Annotated in this window: 18 protein-coding genes; 13 read left to right on the forward strand and 5 right to left on the reverse strand. The window is 46.1% G+C overall.

Annotated features, from left to right (window positions below):
- Positions 1-137: 137 nt before the first annotated feature.
- From AC6I1F_RS12445 to AC6I1F_RS12460, 4 genes are all read right to left on the reverse strand, one after another.
- Positions 138-470: a cytochrome c3 family protein gene (locus tag AC6I1F_RS12445; RefSeq protein ID WP_160335558.1), complete on the reverse strand. Its 333-nt coding sequence runs from the start codon at positions 468-470 to the stop codon at positions 138-140.
- 61 nt (positions 471-531) lie between these two features.
- Positions 532-2124, reverse strand: a complete 1593-nt coding sequence (locus AC6I1F_RS12450; protein ID WP_160335557.1) for an FAD-dependent oxidoreductase — start codon at positions 2122-2124, stop codon at positions 532-534.
- A gap of 118 nt (positions 2125-2242) precedes the next feature.
- On the reverse strand, positions 2243-2860 hold the full coding sequence (locus AC6I1F_RS12455; protein WP_160335556.1) for a response regulator transcription factor: 618 nt from the start codon (positions 2858-2860) through the stop codon (positions 2243-2245).
- On the reverse strand, positions 2853-4673 hold the full coding sequence (locus AC6I1F_RS12460; RefSeq protein WP_160335555.1) for a sensor histidine kinase: 1821 nt from the start codon (positions 4671-4673) through the stop codon (positions 2853-2855). The genes AC6I1F_RS12455 and AC6I1F_RS12460 overlap by 8 nt, the downstream gene beginning before the upstream one ends.
- Before the next feature lie 702 nt (positions 4674-5375).
- Here AC6I1F_RS12460 and AC6I1F_RS12465 point away from each other — a divergent pair.
- From AC6I1F_RS12465 to AC6I1F_RS12525, 13 genes are all read left to right on the forward strand, one after another.
- Positions 5376-6359: a tyrosine-type recombinase/integrase gene (locus AC6I1F_RS12465; RefSeq protein ID WP_160335554.1), complete on the forward strand. Its 984-nt coding sequence runs from the start codon at positions 5376-5378 to the stop codon at positions 6357-6359.
- A gap of 392 nt (positions 6360-6751) precedes the next feature.
- A complete protein-coding gene (locus AC6I1F_RS12470) occupies positions 6752-8404 on the forward strand; it encodes a bifunctional metallophosphatase/5'-nucleotidase (RefSeq protein ID WP_160335553.1) in 1653 nt (550 codons plus the stop codon).
- 648 nt (positions 8405-9052) lie between these two features.
- Positions 9053-10237 (forward strand): tryptophan synthase subunit beta, encoded by a 1185-nt coding sequence (trpB, locus tag AC6I1F_RS12475; protein ID WP_160335552.1) that lies wholly within the window; start codon positions 9053-9055, stop codon positions 10235-10237.
- Positions 10230-11003 (forward strand): tryptophan synthase subunit alpha, encoded by a 774-nt coding sequence (gene trpA / locus AC6I1F_RS12480; RefSeq protein WP_160335551.1) that lies wholly within the window; start codon positions 10230-10232, stop codon positions 11001-11003. Before trpB ends, trpA begins: the two co-directional genes overlap by 8 nt.
- A 198-nt stretch (positions 11004-11201) precedes the next feature.
- A complete protein-coding gene (locus AC6I1F_RS12485; protein ID WP_160335550.1) occupies positions 11202-12098 on the forward strand; it encodes a DMT family transporter in 897 nt (298 codons plus the stop codon).
- Positions 12099-12187: 89 nt separating this feature from the next.
- Positions 12188-14071 (forward strand): lipase family alpha/beta hydrolase, encoded by a 1884-nt coding sequence (locus AC6I1F_RS12490; RefSeq protein WP_160335549.1) that lies wholly within the window; start codon positions 12188-12190, stop codon positions 14069-14071.
- 264 nt (positions 14072-14335) lie between these two features.
- A complete protein-coding gene (locus AC6I1F_RS12495; RefSeq protein ID WP_202074586.1) occupies positions 14336-15454 on the forward strand; it encodes an ABC transporter substrate-binding protein in 1119 nt (372 codons plus the stop codon).
- A 6-nt stretch (positions 15455-15460) separates the two neighbouring features.
- A complete protein-coding gene (locus AC6I1F_RS12500) occupies positions 15461-16495 on the forward strand; it encodes a FecCD family ABC transporter permease (protein ID WP_160335548.1) in 1035 nt (344 codons plus the stop codon).
- Positions 16496-16498: 3 nt separating this feature from the next.
- A complete protein-coding gene (locus tag AC6I1F_RS12505) occupies positions 16499-17254 on the forward strand; it encodes an ABC transporter ATP-binding protein (protein ID WP_160335547.1) in 756 nt (251 codons plus the stop codon).
- Positions 17251-17967, forward strand: coding sequence for a class I SAM-dependent methyltransferase (locus AC6I1F_RS12510; RefSeq protein ID WP_251570330.1), 717 nt, complete (start codon positions 17251-17253; stop codon positions 17965-17967). The genes AC6I1F_RS12505 and AC6I1F_RS12510 overlap by 4 nt, the downstream gene beginning before the upstream one ends.
- A 191-nt stretch (positions 17968-18158) precedes the next feature.
- On the forward strand, positions 18159-19088 hold the full coding sequence (gene aroD, locus AC6I1F_RS12515) for a type I 3-dehydroquinate dehydratase (RefSeq protein WP_160335545.1): 930 nt from the start codon (positions 18159-18161) through the stop codon (positions 19086-19088).
- 51 nt (positions 19089-19139) lie between these two features.
- Positions 19140-20948, forward strand: a complete 1809-nt coding sequence (locus AC6I1F_RS12520) for an FAD-dependent oxidoreductase (protein ID WP_160335544.1) — start codon at positions 19140-19142, stop codon at positions 20946-20948.
- Between the two features lie 65 nt (positions 20949-21013).
- Positions 21014-21226, forward strand: coding sequence for a hypothetical protein (locus AC6I1F_RS12525; RefSeq protein ID WP_289163421.1), 213 nt, complete (start codon positions 21014-21016; stop codon positions 21224-21226).
- A 2-nt stretch (positions 21227-21228) separates the two neighbouring features.
- Here AC6I1F_RS12525 and AC6I1F_RS12530 read toward each other — a convergent pair whose 3' ends face one another.
- Positions 21229-22641: an ISAs1 family transposase gene (locus AC6I1F_RS12530; RefSeq protein ID WP_497801576.1), complete on the reverse strand. Its 1413-nt coding sequence runs from the start codon at positions 22639-22641 to the stop codon at positions 21229-21231.
- Positions 22642-22684 lie beyond the last annotated feature (43 nt).

Raw genomic sequence — 22684 nt, forward strand, 5'->3', positions numbered from 1 at the left:
TTTTTACGAGGATTAAAGCTTTTATATGAAGCGGTATGCTCGCAAGAACGACATTTTGATCCAATAAGCAGAAAAGCATGGAGTTGAAAAAATGACCGCATTTATGCGGTCGACCAAGGAGAACTTCAAAAGATATTTTATGGAACCCGAATATTCTTAAATTCGTGACATTCGTCACAGGCTAGTACCGGCTTTTTATGGCCTCTGTGACACTGACCGCAGTCAGGGTCTTCAAGGTGGGAGTCATGCGGATTGATGTCGTTCTTATCGGTACGTGCTGCAAGCTTTTCATAGCTTCCGTGACAAGAGAGACAATCCTTGGAGGGCACCTGCTTGGGAGGCATCGTTTTGTGGCAGGCTTCGCATTTTCCCAGACGTTCCATATGACGATCAGCCAGTAGCTTGTCTGCCGCAGAGGCGCTTGCCGCACAGAACATCGTGAGAAGGAAGAGCATGAGGTATTTTTTCATTATTTATCTCTGAGTTGGGTTCCTGCCAAAAGGAGCCTTTTGGCAGGATGATCAAGTTTGATTATGACCAGGGCTTTTCCGCAGCTACTGTCTTACCGGCAATGCGACCGAATACGCAGGCTTCTGAATTATTTGTGGCACCCTGATAAATATGACCCCACATAGAACCGAGTTCACCTGCACTGTAAAGACGCGGAATCGGACGATTGAACGGATCAAGAACCTGACCGAGTTTATTTCTGCGCGGACCGCCCTGTGTGTTCAGGATTGTCGGATAAAGCTCAGCAGCATAGTAAGGACCTTCACCGATGGGACGGGAGACGATCGGGGCTTCGCGGCCTTCAAATGCGACTTTGCCTTTCTTTTCCAGAGGACGGCCGAAATCTTTATCGGCTCCGGCTTTGATGTTTGTATTCCAGCGTTCAACTGTAGCAACTAGATTTTCTGCAGGAACGTTGATCTTTTTCGCAAGCTCTTCAATTGTCGGGGCAGAAACGATGACGCCCTTTTCAATTTCAGCCGAGTTGTCTTTAGACCACTTGTAATTTTCTCGATTCAGTGCATAACCAGAAGTAGCACCTCCGATGATCGGACCGCGCTTACGGGCTTCTTCATCAAAGATGACAAAGCAGGGAATTCTAGGGTAACGATGTTTGATCGGGTCGAGCGCATTGACCGCATAAATGCAAGTATGATTATCGAGTTTTTCGTTGGTAAAGCGTTTGCCGTCCTGATCTACGTAAATATGAGAAGGAGCAAGCATATTGATCTGCAGAGCTGTTTCCAGACCCGGAACCACTAAACCGAGCGGGCAGGAAAGAGCATTCATATGCCAAAGATCAGCACCGGCAGCCTGAGCCATTCTTACGCCGTCGCCGGTATTGCCAGGATGCCCGAGGCGATGGAACTTCTGACCCATAGTGTGGTTGGAAAGCATCTTATCGTTAAATTCGAAACCGCCGGTTGCAAGGACGACGCCTTTGCGGGCTTTAACTGCCTGTTTTTTACCTTCGATTTCAATCCACGCACCAATCACCTGACCATCTTTTTGAATAAGTTCTAGTCCCTTTGCGTTGTAAACAACGGGAATCTTTCTGGCTGTTTCAACCGCATAGCGATAGTTATTGAAGAGCATGTCACCGCCGCGGGTCTTCTGTCCTTTCGGAGTACGGAAACGCCATTTATCGATTGCGTCGGATTCAGGAATGTTCTGGAAACCCGCATGACCATAGATATAGACTTTCTGATCCGGAGCGAGAGACAGAAGGAATTCTTTAGACTTCATTGCTTCGTCAACAAACGCTTCAAGAAGTTCAGCATCTTTTTGAGAGTTCGCAAAGTCGTAGGTCTTATCGAGGTAAGCGATCGCTCTTTCGCGATTATTCGGGATCATCATGCCGCCGGAAGAAACAGCTGTGTTGCCGCCGCCCTGGGCACATTTTTCAAAAATGACAACTTCAGCGCCCGCATCTTTTGCTGTGATAGCTGCAGAGGCGCCAGCACCGCCGTAACCAAGAATGACGACGTCAGTTTCCCGATCCCATTTCTGAGGAATTTCGCTGACGGCAGCGTGTGCGAGAGAACCGAGCGGAAGAGCGGCCCCAGTTGCAAAAAGGCCTTTGAGGAATGAACGTTTAGATAATTGAACTGTCATAATTTTCTCCGGGATTGACACTTTTGTTAAGGCTTGCTTCTGCCTGATGGAGAAATTATTTTCCGAGAGACTACCTAGGTAGTTTGCGTTTACTCAACATTCAGTTATTTTTTTCTGACTACTCGTTTTCCTTGATCGCAGAAATCAATTGGTTAAGCTCCGCCATTGTGTGAATCTGCAGCTTTTTCAAACCGTTTCCCCGGTGATTTTCAATCGTTCTCACTGAATTACCAAGGCGTTCTGCGACCTCCTTGTTCATAAGACCGGCAGCAACAAACTTCAGAACTGTTTTTTCTTTTTCCGTTAGGGCATCCCAGCGCCGACGCGCTTCAAAAATATCGAAACTGAGTAAAGAGTAGCCTTTTGCTGACTTCCTCGCGCAATCGGCTACGACCTTGAGAAGTCTTTCCTGATCAACCGGCTTTTGTAGGAACTCAATGGCTCCTGCCTTCACCGCGGATACGGCCATATCGATATCGCCATGGGCTGTTAAGAAAATGATCGGCAGATGAATGTGTCGATCGTTCATCTCTTTTTGCAGCTCAAGCCCTGTCATTCCCGGCATTCGAATATCACTAATTAAGCAGCCGGTGACTGAAGCTGCATCATTTCTGAGAAAATCTTGGGCGCTACTATAGGTTTTTACCTTCCAGCCCTCACTTTCCAAAAGAAATTCCAAACTTTCCAACAGATCTTCATCGTCATCAACGACTCGAATACACGCTTTCTCAGCCATTTTCATTCGCTCCGCAGCTCGGAATTAAAACTGTCACGGTTAATCCGTTTGGTACATTTCTTTTAAAGATAAGCTTCCCGCCTAAATCCTCCGCTAAGGATTGGACAATTAAGAGACCAAATCCGAGGCCATCCTCCTTGCTTGATTTTTGAGAGTGGTTTTCAAGAGTTTTCCACATCTCCTCACTAATTCTCGGACCGTTATCCGAAACGCTAAGTACGATGTCCTTATCTTTCGCTGAAATTTCTAAGAAAATTTTGGGCGACGCTTGATTATGAACCGCTTCAAGCGCATTATTGAGAATATTCAATAAGATGATCTGAAGTTCTATCTCATCACACTTCGCACACTGCGGCGCTGAGGCGGAAGAAAAACTGATACAGCCGGCTTCAGGAGATGATTTTTTTAAGTCTACAACTACTGCAGAAGCAACAGACACGATATTAATTTCCTCTCGAAAACGATCCCCCTTAGCATAGGATCTGACCTTATCGATAATTTGCGTGGCTTTTTGCATCTGTTTATTAATTTTTTCCAGAGAAGTATCCAGGAGCGCCGGAGGAAGGTCATTTCTCTCCATTCGTCTTCTCAGGGTGAAGCAATAGTTGCTCGCTGTGGCAAGAGGCTGTTTGAGTTCATGGGCTATCATTGTTCCCATCTGTCCCACAACGCCTGAAGTCTGTATTTTATTAAGACGCTGCCGAATCACATTGGCTTCCTTAGCGAGCTCCTTTTCACGTTTAAGAGAGTAAGTAAGCTGACTAGTTCGTTTGATAACCAAGACATTTACGCGAACAACGTGCAGGAGCAAGCCGAAGAACAAGAGAGCAGCGAATATAAAATAATGGCGGTATTCTCGGATGAAACGTGTCAGATCAAATTTCCGTAAGTATTCATAAGGACCGACCTTTAGGTCCAGAAAAAGCTTATCGACCTTTGTGAAATCAGTTGCCACGCTCCAGTGAAGGTTATGGGCAATGGGCGGCATATCCAATAGCGCTGCTGAAACAACCCTGCTGATCTCAGGTGGCGTATTTGGCGTCGTAGACAGTGTCCAATTTGGATAAAGGTCTGTAGAGTGAAGACATGGGAACTCCTCTCCGCTTGGCTTTGCTCCAATAATTTTCAGCTGATTTTGCTCAAGTAGGCCGGAGTATTCCAAGAAGCAGGCTCTGGCGATGCCAACGTCTGCTTTTTTATCTAAGACAGCCTGTATGGCAGGATATGCGTCATGACCAAGAAAAAGGGTTTTCTTAAAGAAATTATCCGGAGCGAACCCTTGTTTTAGAAGCTCACCCATTGCTATTTGCCAGCCCGAGAAAGCATATGGATAGTTAGCTGAAGCAACCCTACCTTTTAAATCTGCAATGGTTTTAATGTCTTCGCGATCTCTTCTGACAAAAAACACAGAGCCGTCAGCATAGTTAGGATTAGGTGCCAGATCGGAAGCTACGGTTGCTAAATCCCTCAAGCCTGTTCTCTCGATAACGAGTCGCCGAAAAGCGCCAGCAGACGTCAATACAAGGTCCAATTCTTTGCTCTTTACCGCATTCGTAATACCAATAAGATTTAGCCTTTTAACAACAAGTTTGTTGTTTTTAAGCGCTTTTTGAAGTGTTTTGATAGTATCTTCAATAATAAGCTCATTAATATTATGGGATGCAAACTCACTTATCCCAAGCGTGACCGTTTTTTGATTTTGTTCCGTGGCACAAAGTGACGATTGGAAACCTAAGGTAACAATAAAGGTTGTAAACAACGATGATAAAAGAGCCTTGATCGAGGTTCTTATGCCTTGAGAGTTGCGGTTCACTATTTTCTTCCCTATTTTTGTGCATTTGTGGGTTGATTAACGGCTAGTCTCTATCTAATGAGTTATTGAACCTCTTTTTGTAAGTGTCTGATAACGATTTTACTTTAGATCGAGCCGGTCTGGTTCTTTCATACAAGAATGTCATGAAAGGATGAGTGACGGAGTGACTGACGTATAAGATAATTCACTGTCAGTGCTCTAATTTCTAACTATCCCAACTAATTGACAGTAATATCTCATCATCTTTTGTTAACTATCGTCATCTTTATTAAATTTCTTATTTAGAAAAATCATTATCAATTAAATGATGTATACAGTTAACCGAAGTTAGATATTAATTATTGAAATTTAAGATAGACCGAATCTTCATTGTTGCATGAATTGAACTGGGCCGACTGATGTATTTCCCTGTGCTGTATGTACGCTTTCGGTAGCTCAAATGACCGTATTGATCTGTAGAGCATTTACCACTCCTTTATCACAGTCACGAACTTCATTGCTGAAGATATTGTTGAAACGGCTTCCTTATAAAACTTACTTGGTGCTCTCTATGAGAATTTGATTAGTGACGACGCTTCCGAGTTCGAGGCCTGGTTACTAAAACAACCTCCCTATTTTCCAAAAATTTACAAATTATCGATTTATTACTCTATTTCATATAATATTACTTATAAGAAGTAAAGATAAATATTCGGGGCCTCTATGGAAAAATCCCTTCTAGTTATCGGAGACAAGAATAATTTTGGAATCAGCGTTCCCGAACCTGCTGAAACGATTGATGTGGCTGCTTTTTATCTGGCAGGATTTCGATCAGTAAACTCAATACGCTGTTTAGAAAGCCGACTCAATGTCATGGCTAACTTGATTGGTTTTAACAATTGTCATGAAGTACCTTGGGGATCACTTCGGCTGATCCATTTCAGAAAACTCATTCAGATCATGAGTGAGCTGAAAAATGAAAACGGAGGTCAGATTTATACGAGCTCCTCTCTGAACTCATATATTTCTGCCATTCGGGGAATCAGCGAGGCTGCATGGTCCCTTGGGCTAATGACACAGGAAGAAACAGCGCGCATTAGACAAATAAAAAAATTCAGAACCAAACGTATAACCGTAGGACGTGAACTAAGTTTAGAAGAAACTGCTGCATTGCTCGACAATAGCTCAGGGCCCAAAATTTCAGAAATCCGAGATCACGCAATTCTTGCCATCCTCATCGGAACAGGAATACGGCGCGCTGAAATTTCTTCAATCTCTTTTGAGGGATATGACCGACGGCAAGGCTCGTTAAAAATTATCGCGAAAGGAGATAAGCAAAGAAAAGTTTATATGCCGAATGAAGTAAGACAGGCGCTCGATCAATGGATCGATGTTCGAGGCAGTCAGACAGAAGGACCAATCTTTGTCAGAATTAGACGATTTGGCGTCATCGATACAAAGGCTCCGCTGACACCTGAAGCTGTCGGACTGATTGTTCAAAAATATACAGCTCTTGCCGGCATTACAGACAAAGTGACACCGCATGATCTCAGACGAACTTTTGCAACACGGCTTATTAAGCAAAATGTTGACTTAGTCGCTGTACGAGATTTGATGGGACACGCCAGCGTCGTCACAACTTCGAATTACGATAGAAGAGGAGAAGAGAGGATTATTGAAAATATTCAGAAGGTTAAATTGAGATAAATGGTCCGCCATAAGAGCGCAAACCGAAACAACCCAAGAGTTAAAAATAACGGAAGATAATGTAGTCTGCTTCATCCGGCTGTGGTCACAAACTTCGGCATAGCGTCTAATCCTTTAATTTTTCTTTGCCATTTAACTTTATTAATACTCTGACGAGTTGGGGTTATTCATTTGAATCAACATACCTCTTTTTTCTCAAAGCTTCGGACGCCAAAGCGGCTGCATTTCCAAGCGCAAACTTCCGACAACAGCTATCAAATTTGCAACTGGCTTCAATGGATTTAGTTGTAAACGAGAAAATAGTAATTACTCCAAACCGCAGGTTTTTGGTAAATTATCGTTTTAAATTTGGCACGCTTCATCACAAAGATTCCGCCAAAGCAGATCGTTCAATGCATAAAACTTTGACTAACTTAGACTCCGCTCATGGATTAGCAGCCGTCTATAAGCGAACCTGTCTTCTGCTTCTCTTTGTGCTTTTTCTCTCAGGCTGCGCTCTTCATCCTTCAGTCGACAATGGACCGGAATTAAAAATACTCCATACTAACGATATGCACTCGCATTTTGCCGGAAGCAAGAGTGACAATGCTTGTCTTCGGGAAGAAGGCTGTACCGGCGGTTACGGCGCTATTGCGGCTTATGTAAAACAGGCTAAAAAAGAAGACCCTGAAACACTTTTCTTAGATGCAGGTGATCAGTTTCAAGGTTCATTACTCTACGTGAACGGAAAATCACAGTTCGTTAGAAAGATCGATAATCTCATGGGGTTTAACTATGCAACGCTGGGCAACCATGAGTTCGATGAAGGCTGCGAAAAGCTTCTGGCATTTATTAACACGGCTAATTACCAGTTTCTGGCAGCGAACTTAAAGCCGGAAGACGGCTGTGCGCTTAGAAAAGCAAACATCAAACCGTACGTCATTACCGAATACAACAAAGAGAGGGTTGGCATCATCGGTATTGCAAATCCCGATGTTGTCAGCGAATCCATCGCCTGCAGACACACGAAATTTATTAATCCGATACAAGCCGTCCGCTCTTCTGTACAGGAAATTCAAAAAGCCGGCGTACATGTCATTATTGTGCTTTCTCATATGGGCTTACCTTTTGATAAAAAGCTGGCTTCAGAGGTCGCAGACATTGATATTATCGTTGGCGGACATACTCACGATTACATCGGCCCGGGATCAAAAATAGGGGGCTACCCCATTGTTGAAAAGTCTCCAAACGGAGCCCCGGTTTTGATCGTGACCACGTCCGGAGAAGCAAAGTATCTTGGAAATCTTTCCGTCAGATTCGATAACACCGGCAAGCCGATTTCTTGGTCTGGCAGTCCGATGCTGATGGGAAAAGCCGGCGGGGATAAAGAGATCACACAGATTATTGATGAGGCGGCTGAGAAAATTCAAAAAGAAAATTCCGTTATTGTCGGTGAGAACCGAGTTAGAGCTAACGACGGAATAGAAGCATGCCGACACGGGGACTGTTTTTCTACCTTTCTAGTAACGCGTGCAATGCTTGAATACGCAAAGAAGAACGGAGCATCCATTGCACTGATTAACGGCGGAAGTTTCCGTGGATCAATACCGGTCGGGACAGTAACAAAAGGAGATCTGGATAACCTCCAGCCCTTTCAGGACATATTGGAAATCAAAGAATACACCGGGCGAGAGCTTCTCGAAGCGGTTGAGCGCGGTGTCTCAGACGAGGGCGGCATAGGTCCTAGAATTTTGCAAACTGCGGGGTTAAGATATTCTTACGATCCTACTGCTGAAGTCGGTAAACGTGTCATCTCTGTTGAGGTTCAAAATCAGAAGGGACGATGGGTGCCGATAAAGCTCAATCGCAGGTACACGGTCGCACTGAACACCTTTCTGGCATCCGGAGGAGACGGACATAAGGCGCTTGGCAGCGGAAAAGTTGTCAAAAAAACAAATGTTTTAATACCGGAACTTTTTGCCAAGTGGCTGACAAAGAACTCACCGGTTTTGGATCGACCGGAACAAAGTATTACCGCAATCACGGGTGCAAAAGCTGAACGTTAGGGGTTTTACATACCCAAAAAAATTTCTGTCAGAACTTTATTTTTCTAAATTTTCTTTGATATTCTAAAAATAGAAATTAAACCTATGAAGCGAAAGTAAAGCTTGTAGTGCACTCACAGAGAGTCCGTGTAGCTGAGATACGGGCAGGACGCATACTTGCATAATGGGTCGCTGAGGGCGCAAGGAAAGGCTGCATACAGCTGAGTATTCTGCGACGTAAGGCATACGTGAGTTGCCGGAAGTATGATGGTACTTCGCAGAGTGCATTTGCCAAAGTGTATTTGTAACGCTTGAAGCAGATGAATCCAAGGTGGCACCGCGAGCGAATCAACGCCCGTCCTTGAATAAGAGTTTTGTTTTTTAACGAAAGTTTTTATTCGAGGACGGGTTTTGCGTATCCGCCTCGAATAAATCGAGGTGAATATCGATGCTGAAATTTAGATCTAATCTGTGCCGAGAAGCCTTCCGCTCCGTCCGTGAGCGCGCCAGAGATTCTCTATTCCCTAAAGAAGCAATAGCGGCCCTAACCCGTACTTGCTTTGTCTTCAGTCGTGACCCTTTGCCGCAAGAGGTTTTATCCACGACTTCTCCTGCAAGAGTTTTACGCAGATGATCACCAAACTTACTGATAGAAAAAAGGAATTCAAAATGCAAAAAGGACGATTTGGAATACACGGCGGACAGTACGTACCGGAACTTCTAATGAGCGCTCTTGAGGAGCTCGAGGAGGCTTACGATCATTATAAAAATGATCCAGAATTCAACAAAGAACTGCAGGAGCTGCTGAACGAATATGCGGGAAGACCGTCCCGTCTTTATTTCGCAAAACGAATGACCGAGGATCTCGGCGGCGCAAAGATTTATCTTAAACGCGAAGATTTAAACCATACGGGCGCGCACAAAATCAACAATGTTTTAGGTCAGGCGCTCCTTGCTAAGAAAATGGGCAAAACCCGTTTACTAGCTGAAACCGGTGCGGGTCAGCATGGCGTGGCAACAGCAACCGCTGCAGCTTTACTCGGTATGGAATGTGTTGTCTATATGGGTAAAGAAGACACGGAACGTCAGGCTTTAAATGTCTATCGTATGAAGCTTCTCGGCGCAGAAGTCATTGCCGTGACATCAGGAACAGCCACCCTGAAGGATGCGGTCAACGAGGCACTGGGAGAATGGACTTGCCGCTTGAAAGATACCCATTACTGTTTGGGTTCAGCTGTCGGCCCTCACCCGTTCCCAACCATGGTTCGCGATTTTCAAGCAGTAATTTCCAAGGAAACTAAGGAGCAAATCCTAGAAAAAGAAGGCAGGCTCCCTGATGCGGTTATTGCCTGTGTCGGCGGCGGAAGCAACGCGATCGGCGCTTTCTATAACTTCATCGAGGATAAAGAAGTACAGCTTATCGGTGTCGAAGGGGCAGGAAGAGGAGTTGATACAGCGGAGACAGCTGCGACCATTTGTACAGGACGCACCGGAATCTTCCACGGGATGAAGAGTTATTTCTGTCAGGATGAATTCGGACAGATTGCTCCTGTTTACTGTATCTCTGCCGGACTGGACTATCCCGGCGTCGGGCCTGAGCACTCATATCTTTACGACAGCGGCAGAGCTCAGTATGTAGGTATTACAGATGACGAGGCTGTCGACGCATTCGAGTATTTATCCAAGTGTGAAGGCATCATTCCTGCAATTGAATCGTCTCATGCGGTCGCCTACGCACGCAAACTTGCACCGACTATGAACAAAGACCAAATCATCGTGATCAACATTTCCGGACGAGGAGACAAGGACTGCGCCGCTATCGCCCGCTACAGAGGAGAAAACATCCATGAATAATATTGCTCAGACTTTTAAAAACGGCAAAGTTCTCATTCCTTACATTACGTGTGGAGATCCTGATTTAGCCGTGACAGCTGATGTTATCAAGACTGTCGATCAGACAGGGGCCGACATTATTGAACTTGGTATTCCTTTTTCTGATCCGGCCGGAGAGCCTCCGATTGCCCAAAGAGCCAGCGCTCGGGCACTTAAGGGCGGCGTAACCACGGATAAAGTGTTCAGCATGGCTGAGAAACTTCAGTCCGAAATAAAAGCGCCCTTTGTCATCATGACTTACGCTAATGTGGTTTTTGGCTATGGAACAGAACGCTTTTTAAAAAGATGTCAGGAAACCGGAATTAAAGGGCTCTTACTTCCGGATGTACCTTTTGAGGAAAAGGATGACTTTGCTCCGCTCTGCAGAAAATACGGAGTCGAACTAATTTCAATGCTTTCGACTTCCTCAGGAAAGAGAGTCCCAAAGATTGCTTCCGAAGCTGAAGGATTCCTTTACGGTATTGCCGCACCAGATGCGACGAATTCTGAAGAGGATGTCTGCTCAAAGCTCAAAGCAATGGTTTGCGAAGCAAAGGATGCCAACCCGCAAATCCCCTGCTGCATTGATGCAAACGGGCTTGAGTTGGAACAGATTCAAGAGGTTCTGCAGTTTGCTGATGGAATTGTCATCGGAGCTCCGCTGCTTCAGCTGCTGGAAGAAAAAGGAGCTGAAGCGGTTAATCCAATCCGTGAATATATCGGTCGACTGAAGCAGGTGATGGGATAACCTGACATCGCGGGCGCATTCAGCGCCCGCTTCTTCTGTTCTCATCCTCAACCGCCTAATTCGATAAATCATCCGATAGGCGCCCAAAAGCCTTCTCGGCCTAAGAGATATACAGAAACTTTATACCCAAAAAATAATAATCGTGTGCCTTTAATCGTCCTGCGAGCCCTATAACTCCATTCATAAGCGGAGGTAAAAATGAATATCGGGACAGTCGGCGTCATTTGCGGAGTTTTATCAGGATTCTTTTGGGGCACGATGGACATTGCCTCTCAATATCTTCTGCATACGGCGAAACTGACCCCGGCACCCTTTATCTCGCTGACAATGCTGCTATCCACGGTGCTTCTCTTTGCGGCTGCTTTGGTTCGTTCTCCGCAGGAAACCTTTGCTGTACTTAAAAGTCCGTGGAATATCGGACAGATGATGATTTTTGGTTTGCTTTTACTGCTCACAGAGGTCAGCTTCTACGTATGCGTGAAATACTCAAACGCGGAAACTGCAGCGGTCATTGCTGCGACACGCCCGTTTTGCATTATGGGACTGCTGATATTTGCTTCTGTCCGCCCTACTGTTTCTCAAATTCTTTGCTGCGGACTGGCTCTTGCAGGTGTATCCCTATTGGCGACGAAGGGAAACTTTTCTGCGATTTCTTTACGGTGGCTTCCTGTCCTAATCGGCTTGGGCGCGCCTTTGTTCAGTGCGGGTTACACACTTCAAAGCCGCGCACTCGTAAGGAAGGTCGGACCGCTGATTTCCATGGCTTGGGCGATGTTGTTTGCATCCGTTCTCAGCAATATATATTTTCCGTTCTGGCAGGTGAAGCTGGACTGGACATTCTTAACCGTTCTCTCTGTCTTTTGGGTCGCCGTCATGGGCCATATTGTCGCCTACATGCTGTACATCATTAGTGCGGGTAAGATTCTTCCGACGATTACTGGTGTTTTAGAAACCGTTGAACCACTGACAGCTATTCTTTTGTCATGGCTGCTTTTCTCACAAAAGATGAATACACCGATGCTGATCGGTGCGTCAATGATTCTGGCGGCTGTCATTTTTCTCGGGTTTGTCGGAAGCAAAAGAAATTTCCAATAATTCCCAAAACGAAAACAAAGAAAGCCGAACATAGCAACTCCAGGAGATTTGCTCGGTACAATCGCTCTATTCTCTTGTTCCTACGTTAAATGAAAGCGTTCATCTGTCTTCTGTTCTGTTTACTGCTCTCGGGCTGCGCCTCCGTTCAGGTATCGAGCATTGATAGTCAGGAATACCTGAAGCAAAGACGCGGTGACGTTATTTCTCAGGGACATTTAAGTGAACAGAACATCACAGTTCTGACCGCTCTTGGATTATCCGACTGCGAAAATAATATCGACACCTGTCTGAAGACGGTCTCCAATAGCAAAATCACCGGCACGGATCAAAAGCTTTCTGCACTGGCGGAGATGTGGCTTTTTAAGGCCATGAAGACTCAGAAAGACGCAAAAATTCGGATGCAGAACAGAGAGTTTGTTGATGAGGAGAATTTAGTCTCTCAGCTGGTAAATGATTATCTTGAGGCGGCTCGATACGCGTACGCTTATCTTTTCTTCTCTGACAGGACTATTAGTAGCCGAGCACTCGAAGACCGTCAAACTCAGGTGAAGGACTACTATAACTTTGCAGTCCAAAACGCTATTGAACAGCTTTACATTGCCGCTAAAGGCAAACCCATTCAATTTCCAATCAGAGAAAAGAATTGGGAAATCTCTATTGCAGGACTCTCCGCTCCGGAACTCAGCCAACCGGATCACATCACAGATATCATCCCGGATACCGTGCTTTCATTTAAAGGTCTCAAGAACCAATACAGTCAAGACGGACTTGGCGCGCGAATGGTTCTTTCGGCAAAGGAGGGTAAAGAGGAAAAAGATCAGCCTTGGCGCCTGATGCCTTACTCCGCGATTACTGCGATGATTTCTTTCCCCGGGAAAAATCTCTCCGAAATTACTCAGACTCATGAAGCGCTAATTACCACGTATGATGCCTCAACGACAGGAAGCATCACGATTGGTAAAACAAGAGTTCCGTTATCTGCGAATTTCAGTGGCGCATACGGACTGTGGCTAGCAAGCTCGGATTTTGCGGTAACTTCGTTTACGAGTATTTTCGGACGAGGTACGATCATTGATCGACCGGCCGTCTTTCTCATGCGGCCTTATCAGAAAAACCTGAGGACAATTATCCTCATTCACGGCTTGGCCAGCAGCCCGGAAGCATGGGTCAACACTGCAAACGAAATTATGGGAGACAAAATCCTTCGGGATCATTTCCAAATTTGGCAGGTCTATTACCCGACAAATGTACCGCTCCTAATTAATCGCTATGAGATCGCTGAGGCAATTAACAAGACGATTGACCACTTCGATCCGAGCAGATCCAACATTGCGAGCCGCGGCATTACGCTGATCGGTCATAGTATGGGCGGTATTTTGGCAAGGCTCTTAGTTTCCAGCTCCGGAGATGTTCTTTTGGATGCACTTGAGAAAAAATATCCTGCGGCCGGAGCAAAGCTCAGTGCGAAGAGCAGTAAATTCTCCTCTATTATCAAATTCGAACCGCTCCGCGGCGTCTCCGACGCAATCTTTTTAGCGGCACCGCATCGCGGAACGCCGTACGCGGATGCATCGTGGGCGAAATACTTAGCCTCTTTTGTGAAGCTTCCCCTTTCTATCGTGAATACAGTGGGCGAGATGGCATTGACTATTTTCGGACGAGAACTTCCAAGAGAAATTTCGATGACCGGCGTTGATAATTTATCGGCTAAGGACCCAACCGTTAAGATTTTAGAGCAGCTCAAAATCTCACCAAATGTAAAATACTTCTCGATCATCGGCAGAGAAAACCCCGAGGGACCTCTCGAAGAATCTTCTGACGGAATTGTCCCTTACTGGAGTTCTCACCTTGACGGCGCTGCAAGTGAAACTGTTGTTGTTTCGGGTCATTCTGTGCAGGAAACGCCTCAAGCCATCTTAAAAATCCGAGAAATTTTAAGAAGCGAAATTATCACTAAGCCAACTGCCAGATAATAGCGCCTTTACTTCTCCTCGAATCGGAAGCGACTTCTGCTAAGAAGTCACACGCCGCCGATTGCGGAATGAGTTATTGAACCGGTCCGCTCCTAAGGGATACGCACACCAAGACGCACACAAACCAAAATAGGGCTTCTCGTTGAGTTGTTAAGTCAATTCTTAGTTTTTTAATTTATTTGTATGATAATTTTATAAAATCTCATACGAATTATTTTTCCTTTTTTTAGGCATTAATAAACTCTATTAAGGAGTACCGACATAATGAAAAAAATCCTGGCCATATTGCTGCTATCTGTTTCTTTCTCTGCTGTCGTTGCTTCCGAAAGTTTTGATATTACAGACGTTGAAGGAAGGACTATCCATTTTGATCAGCATCCCAATACATTCGTTGTCGCAAATTACATCGCAAACTTCATGATGGTGGGAGGGAAATCCAGCTTGGACAAAGTAATTGCCCTGACAAAAGACGGCTGGGAGGAAACGCGTTTCGGAGAGTACCAGGTTTTTACTCAGTCCTTTCCGAAAATGAAAGAGTTGCCGAGTATCGGCGGTTACCATGACGATATCCTTAATGCAGAGAAAATTCTGAGTCTGCATCCGGATGTACTGCTAATCGGACGCACTCAATACACAGAAAACAATCAGAGAATCAAGACGTTTGAAAATGCGGGCATCAAGGTGGTCGTCCTTGACTATCACGCTATGACCACTGCGAACCACACCAGAAGTACTGAAATCCTCGGCAAGATGCTGAACCGAGAAGACATTGCCGCAGCTCAGAATAAAACCTACAGGGATTCTCTAGAGCACGTTTACCAAACGATAAGGAACCTGCCTCAGGACAAGAAAAACCAGCGTGCCTACATGGAGACTGCCAGTAAAGGTGTTGGCAGATATGGAAACTCCTACAACAAAGACGTTCTGTGGGGCGCTATCCTCAAAAACATCGAAGCCGCCAATCTCGCAGAAAATTCTCCTCAGCCGTATATGGCACTCGACAGGGAATACGTCATCTCTCAGAATCCACAGATTATCTTTATCGGAGGCAGCATTTGGCGCAATAAATCCGAAGGCGATCAAATGAGAATGGGATTTACCGTAAAAGCGGATGATGCACAGAAGCGGCTTGCTGCTTTCACACAGCGCCCGGGCTGGAACCGGCTCGACGCGGTTAAAAACAATCAGGTTTATGCCGTTGATCACGGAAGTCTGAGAAACATGGCTGACTACACATTTACTCAGTTTATGGCTAAGACGCTTTATCCCGAAGCTTTCAAAGACATCGATCCGGAAAAAAATCTGAATGACTTCTATAAAACATATCTGCCTGAACTGAAATACGACGGCACATTTATGATTCATTTGAATAAAGCGCAGTAAGTGATGATGGCAGCAGGTTCTGCGATAGACAGTTACCGCCGAAGGATCCGTAAACGAGTACTAATTTCGCTTGCGCTAATCCTTCTGATGCTGATTCTTTTACTCGCTGATATCCAGGTTGGGACCTCAGATATCTCTTCGGCGTCCCTTCTGCGGGCAATATTGGACGGCCCCGACGGCAGCTCATCTTCCGCCTTCATCATTTGGGAGATTCGCCTTCCGATGACGTTCACGTGTCTTTTTGTCGGTGCTTCTCTCAGCCTAGCCGGTCTTCTCATTCAAACGATCACGCACAACCCTTTAGCAAGCCCCTACACGCTTGGCGTCACTGCCGGAGCAAGTTTTGGTGCGGCGGTCTCTATCACGCTCAGCTTTGCTGTTTTAGGTCAGGTTTGGATCGGCACATCGCTTTCAGCGCTCGTCATGGCGCTTTCCGTCTCTACTCTGATCTTTTACCTCGGTAATCGGCGCTCACTTACATCAACGACGCTGATCCTTGTCGGCGTGATCATGAATTTCTTCTTTCAGGCACTTCAGCAGTATCTGCAGTATCGCGCTTCCCCGGAAATCGCTCAGGTGATCTCAGGCTGGACATTCGGCAATCTGCAGAGAAGTTCCTGGATCAGCGCCTCAGTTTCAGCGTTCACGTGGACAGCGGCGATGCTTATTTCTCTGACTTACGCGTGGAAACTTACTGCTTTTGCAGACGGTGCGGAACGGGCCAACGGATTAGGAATCAATACAAACCGCCTGAGAATGTTTGTCTTTTTCGTCAGTTCCATTCTTGTTTCTGCCGCTGTCGCGTTCATCGGCACTGTAGCTTTTGTCGGTTTAATCGCACCGCACTGCACCAAAATGATTTTGGGAGATGATCAAAGATTTCTAATTATCAGCTCTTCGATCATGGGCAGCATTCTTATGCTGGCAGCATCTGTCATTTCCAAGCTGCTCTCTGATGGAGCGACACTTCCTGTCGGGATTGTGACATCGGTAATCGGTGTACCGTTCCTGTTTTTCCTTCTGATGCGCTCAAAGGAGTAGCTTATGGCGACGCTGCAAATTGATAGTCTCTCATGCGCATATAAAGGCAAACCGGTCCTGAACTGTGTTCATGCAGAGTTTTCTTCCGGACGCCTCACCGCTATTCTTGGTCGAAACGGTGCCGGAAAAACAACGCTCATCCGCTGTATTGCAGGTCTTCATGATTATTGCGGGAAAGTTCGCCTCACCGACAAAGAAAAAGTTTTAGATCGCTCGCACATTGCTTATCTGCCTCAGTTAGAAAAAATTACGTCCTCTCTGACTGCCTTTGAAACCATCCTTCTAGGTCTAACCAAACAGCTCACGTGGAAAGTTTCTCAGGAGCAGCTTCAAAAAGTCTCCGACGTGATTCGAGAATTAAAACTGGAAGCTTTAGCCGATACCCCGGTTAAAAGTCTGAGCGGCGGACAAAAACAACTCGTCTTTCTTGCCCAGGCCTTTGTATCGGAGCCAAAGATCTTACTGCTGGATGAACCGACAAGCGCTCTGGATATCCGACATCAGCTGGTGGTCATGGACACGGTTGCTAAATACTGCAAAGAAAAAGACGCCATTGCGCTTTTTGTTATTCATGACTTAATGCTTGCCTCCCGCTACAGTGATTCCATTCTCTTTCTGCATGACGGTAAAGTGCATGCGCTTGATCGTCCGGAGAACGTGCTGCATTCTTCCGTCATTGATCCGATCTATCAGATCGAGAGTCTGATCGAAAAGAACAGCTTAGGCCTCACAACTTTAACTCCGATAAGACCGTTATGAAACATCTTGAAGAAATACGACGCTATTGGGACAGCCGTTCTGAAGGCTATCGCATGCAGGTTGACGAAGAAATTCGTAATCATCGGGAAGAGGAATACAGAACGTTTTTCAGCGATCTTCCTGTCGGTTCTGAAGTTCTGGATATCGGGTGCGGTCCGGGATTTTTCACGAGACTTCTGTCGTCACTGTCCATGAAAGTTACAGCGGCAGACTACTCGGAAGAGATGCTGACGCAAGCAAAGAATCTTCTCTCAGAGACCCCGGATGCTCAGGTTCGATTTCTTCAAACCGACGCTCAAAAACTTCCTTTTGATACAGACGCTTTTGATGCTGTCGTCAGTCGGAATCTGGTTTGGAACCTGGAAAATCCGGAATCAGCCTACCGTGAATGGTTTCGCGTTCTGAAACCGGGAGGAAGGCTTTTTGTTTTTGACGGGAATCACTACTGTTATTTGTTTGACAAGACCTATGCGGATATTCATAAAGCGCAGACCGAACAAAGTAAGCACATTCTATTGGGCGTCAAAACCAGTGTGATTGATGAAATCGCTGAAGATCTTCCCCTTAGCCGTCATGTCCGTCCCGACTGGGATAAAGCCGTCCTCGCTAAAGTGGGTTTTGTAAACATCAGTACTGAAATCCTAAAAACCGTCGAAACACGCGATAAGCGATTAATGCCAACACATTTTGCCGTGGTTGCCCGAAAGCCATAGATAGACCGGTTCTTCTTCACTGAAGCAAACTTTTAGTCCCAAGTGATGCAAAATCCAGAGTTTTATATTAGAGTTTCTACCTACATCCCAAACCCCTAAGTCTTGATCTTTTACATCCTCAAGGATGTATTCAGCAAAGCCTGCTGTCTTCAGAATGAACTTATTCATTTAAAACATTTGGAGACAAGCAGATGAAAAGACGATTCCTCATGCAGTCCGGCATTTCAGGTTTAGCGGCCGCATTCTCCGGCTCAGCTCTTGCCAGCACCAAACTGAAAGGTGACGAAAAAATGATGCCGGTTGACAGTGTCAATCGTGAGCCGGGCTGGGAAAAAGGACCTGTTGAAGTTCTGGAGATCAAAGGTGTCAGAATCGGCGAAGGCCGTCCTAAGATCATCGCATCAACTACTGCTAAGACTCCGGAAGCATTCATCGCCCTAGTTAAGGACTACAACAATCGTCCGGAACTCGATATGATCGAGCTGCGTCCGGATTACATCGGCGAAATCTCCGGCAAAGAATTTGCAAAGCTCACAAAAGAAGTTTATGAAATCGCCAAAAACAAACCGATTCTCATGACCTTCCGTGACAAGACTGAAGGCGGCGGCCGTCATGTTTCCGATGAGTTCTACCGTGATTTCTATTTCGACGTTCTTGATAACGGCAAGATCGACCTCATCGATATTGAAATGTTCCGTAACGCTGACATCTGCAAACAGATCGTTGCTAAAGCGAAACAAAAAGGCGTTAAGGTCGTTATGAGTGACCATGAATTCGGCTGGACTCCTTCTGAAGCTGAAATCATTCGTCGTCTGCTGCTGCAGGAAGAACTCGGCTCCGACATCCTGAAGATCGCGGTCATGGCCCATACCACCGGCGACGCACTTGATCTGATGAATGCGACATGGAAAACTCGTCACTATTATTCCAGAAAGCCGATGCTTACAATGGCAATGGGTAAATATGGTGTAATGAGCAGAATGACAGGTGAATTCACCGGCTCAGACATTACTTTCTGCATGGTTGGCGGTAAACCTTCCGCACCGGGTCAGATCCCGAGCGAAGAAGCCAAGACAATTCTTGACTCCATCCATAAAGCTATGTATCCAAACGGTAAATAGGACCATTAACCGGAGAGGTTTAAAAGCCTCTCTCCTTTTCAGGTAAATCATATGAAAAGAAAGCTAAATCTCCTCAGCGTCTCCGTTCTGCTGGCAATGAGTATGTCAGCAGCTCAGGCGGTTGAGTTCACACCCGGTACATACACCGCTGCAGCCAAAGGCAACGGCGGGGACGTCCCGGTAACAGTGACATTCTCCAAGGACAAGATTGAAAAAATTCAAGTCGGCACTAACAAAGAAACACCGGGAATCGGATCGGTGGCCATTGAACAGGTGCCGGCCGCAATTGTTAAAAATCAGTCTTTAGCTGTTAACGCTGTAGCAGGCGCTTCGATTACCAGCAAGGCAATTCTCGCAGCGATCGCAGCCTGCGTCAGCAAGGCAGGTGCTAACCCGGAAGCTTTGCAGACGACAGTACAGAAGCAAGCCCAAAAAGCTGAAGAAAAGACTCTTAACGCTGACATCGCAATTGTCGGTGCCGGCGCTGCAGGACAAACTGCCGCAATTCGCGCTTCTCAGCTTGGCAAGAAAGTCATCCTCCTTGAAAAGATGCCGTTCGCAGGCGGCGCGGCAGCTGTAAACGGCGGTACAGTTGTTATTCAGGGCTCTAAAATTCAGAAGGATGCCGGCGTCAAAGACGACAGCCCTGAAATCATGACTGAGGACTACATTAAGAACGGTCACGGTCTAAATGACAAACGCATGCTTGACCTCTATGTCCATAATGTCGGCTCGATGATTGACTGGGCAACAACCGACGGCGGAATGCAGCTGAACACCAAAGCCGGATTCACCAATGAAGCCGAACACAGCAAACCGCGTGTTATGAGATGGGTGGACGGAGCTCAGGGCGCAACCCGCAACTTTAAAGCTTCTGTCGAAAAATCCGGCGCTAAAGTTATGCTTGGCACCCCGGTTGAAGAAATCACGCTGAACAATGGCGCAGTTACCGGCGTAAAAGCTAAGGGCAATGACGGCGTCCTCTACACGATTAAGGCCCCTGCAGTTATTCTGACTACGGGCGGATTCGGCGCCAATAAAGACATGCTGACCGGCAATCTTAAGAATGCTCTTTACTATGGCGTTAAGAGTTCAAACGGCGATGGACACCGTATGGCCATGAAGATCGGTGCCAAGACGCAAATGATGGATCTCGGCAAGATCTACCCGAACGGCATGGAAGTCGCTCCCGGCATCGCTAAGTCCACCATCTGGTCCAACAAGGCGGCCTTTGAAGACAACTCCGGCATTATGGTCAACAGAGCTGGTAAGCGTGTCATCAGCGAGCTTGATACAAACCACAATATCAAGAACGAAGAAGTGAAACAAGGCGGAAAACTCTTCATCCTCATGGATCAGAAGACATATGACGCCTTCCTCACAAAACTTAATATCACTGGAATCAGTAAAGGTGATATGGACAACTGGCTGGCTCAGGATGGTAAGGGTTATCCGATTGTCGTGAAAGCAGACAGTATCCCGGCTGTCGCTAAGAAAGCCGGTGTTAACGGAGCCGAACTTCAGAAAACAGTTGCCCGCTACAACACCTTCGTGCAAAACGGAAAAGACGAAGAGTTTAATCGTCCTGCTAAATTCATGAAGACTCAGGTATCGCTCACAGGTCCCTATTACATCGTTGAGCAGCAACCTCGCTTCGCAACAACAATGGGCGGCGTCGTAACCGACAGGACCCTAAACGTTGTGAACAAGCAGGACAAGCCGATTAAAGGTCTCTTTGCTGCGGGTGAATTAGTCGGCGGCGCTATGGGCGATGACTCGCCACCCGGAGGCAATATGGCTTGGGCTATGACCAGCGGCAAGCTTGCAGCTGAAAGCGCAGTCAAGTTCCTCAACAAGTAACTATTATCAGGCGGATGCTTCAGGGCATCCGCCCTTCAGTTCATTTTAGAAGCCAGGGGTATCGTATGGTGAAGCGAAAAATCTATGCGTTGATCCTTATGTTCGCCTTGGCTTTCGCGTTTTTCGCTTCTGCCGCAGAAACTGAAAGACCTGTTATTCGAGTCGGCTTTGCTCAGGGTTTGGAAATGAACATTGAGCAAAACACGCTCAACCCTACTCTTCATTATCTTCAGCAAAGACTTCCGCAATACGATTTTGTACTCAGGGCGTACGCATGAATTTATTTGTTAATTAGTGAGGTTAACGCCTCCAGAGCTGCTGTCGGAGACTGCAGCTTAGCCATGATTCGCTTCACGCTTTTAGCCTCTTTGCCGGTTTCGGTTTCCTCTTCTTTTTGAAGTTTTCTGATCATCCCGAGCGCCCATTTATTCAAGAGGACTCTGTTTTGCAGATAGTTGGCGTTTTTGCACTGTGTTCTATCTTGGTAGAAGTTAACATCCAGGACGTAGTGGAGGTCATTTTCAATTCCCCAGTGACGTCTAACGGCTCTGGCACATTGTTCTGCGATATGGGCATTCAAGAAGTTCAGGGAGCTAATGTAGTAGCGATCAAGAGAACTGATCTCGCCGGTTGTCTTGTTAACGCTCTCTGTTGTAGCTTTAATGATCGTGCCCTCATCCAGCCCTATCCACTTCTTCAATAAGGCTGCGGGCAGGCAACTTCCGGGAAGGACCGAAATCTTTCTTGTCTCGATTCTTCCATGTCCGAGTTCAACTTTTTCGGTCTCCAGCGTACGGGTTTCGGTGCGGTCCACGAAGCTTAACTGCATGTCATAAAACAACGATTTGTGGTTCTGTTTCACCGCAAGGCAGTAGTCTGCCTTTCTTTGGATTAAAGCTGAAGCAAACTTTTCCTGCGTATTGAGTGCATCGGCCGTAACAATACATCCTGCCAAATCGAGTCCCTCAACCATGGAGGCGGCGTGCGTGATCTCATTTTCCTTGCTCCCGATGAGCTTTTGTCCTAAAGCAATTCCATTTTCAGTGTCATAGAAGGTAAGGATGTATTTACCGGCTCTTTCTGCGCTTTTTCTGGAGGCTTTGACCGCTTGACCGTCCACTGCAACAATTCGAGAAGTAAATTTATGAAGCAGAGGTTCTACAAGTCTGCCGTAAAAGCTTTGGAATTGTTCAGGATCTATCAGCATAAGAAGACGCCGAACGGTATCGTGAGAAATATCCTGCTTAGGAAAGTCTTCAAATGCTGTTTCCAGGGCTGCCCGATGGTTGCTCCAATAATCTGCGATTTGCACACAACTTGTCTGCCCGGACAAGGAGCTGAGCAAAGCGACTAAATACACGTACGCCAAAGGATATTGAACCTTCGCAGCCTGACGAGGGTCAACGACTTCATTGGACAGAATTTCAGAGGTTTTGTTAACGATTTCTGCAGTTGAAGACTTAACCTCCTGCTTCAAGTCCTTGATTTGTTGTTTGAGAAGGTAGCTTTTGGCATAAGTAAATACGCCGTTAACGATCGTACCGACCTGGGTGCGCTGTTCACGAGATCTTTTGTGTTCCTTACTGTAGTAATAAGTGGACTTATAAACATAGAAGCGTTGTTGTTTCTCGTTCCAGTTGACCTTGCAGCCTTGCGGGATAAGGTCGAGGATTTCCTTGCTGACAGCCATCATGCCACCTATTAAATTATAGACATATATATTATATGCTATATTT

Source organism: Parasutterella sp. St.1A3, assembly GCF_059728705.1.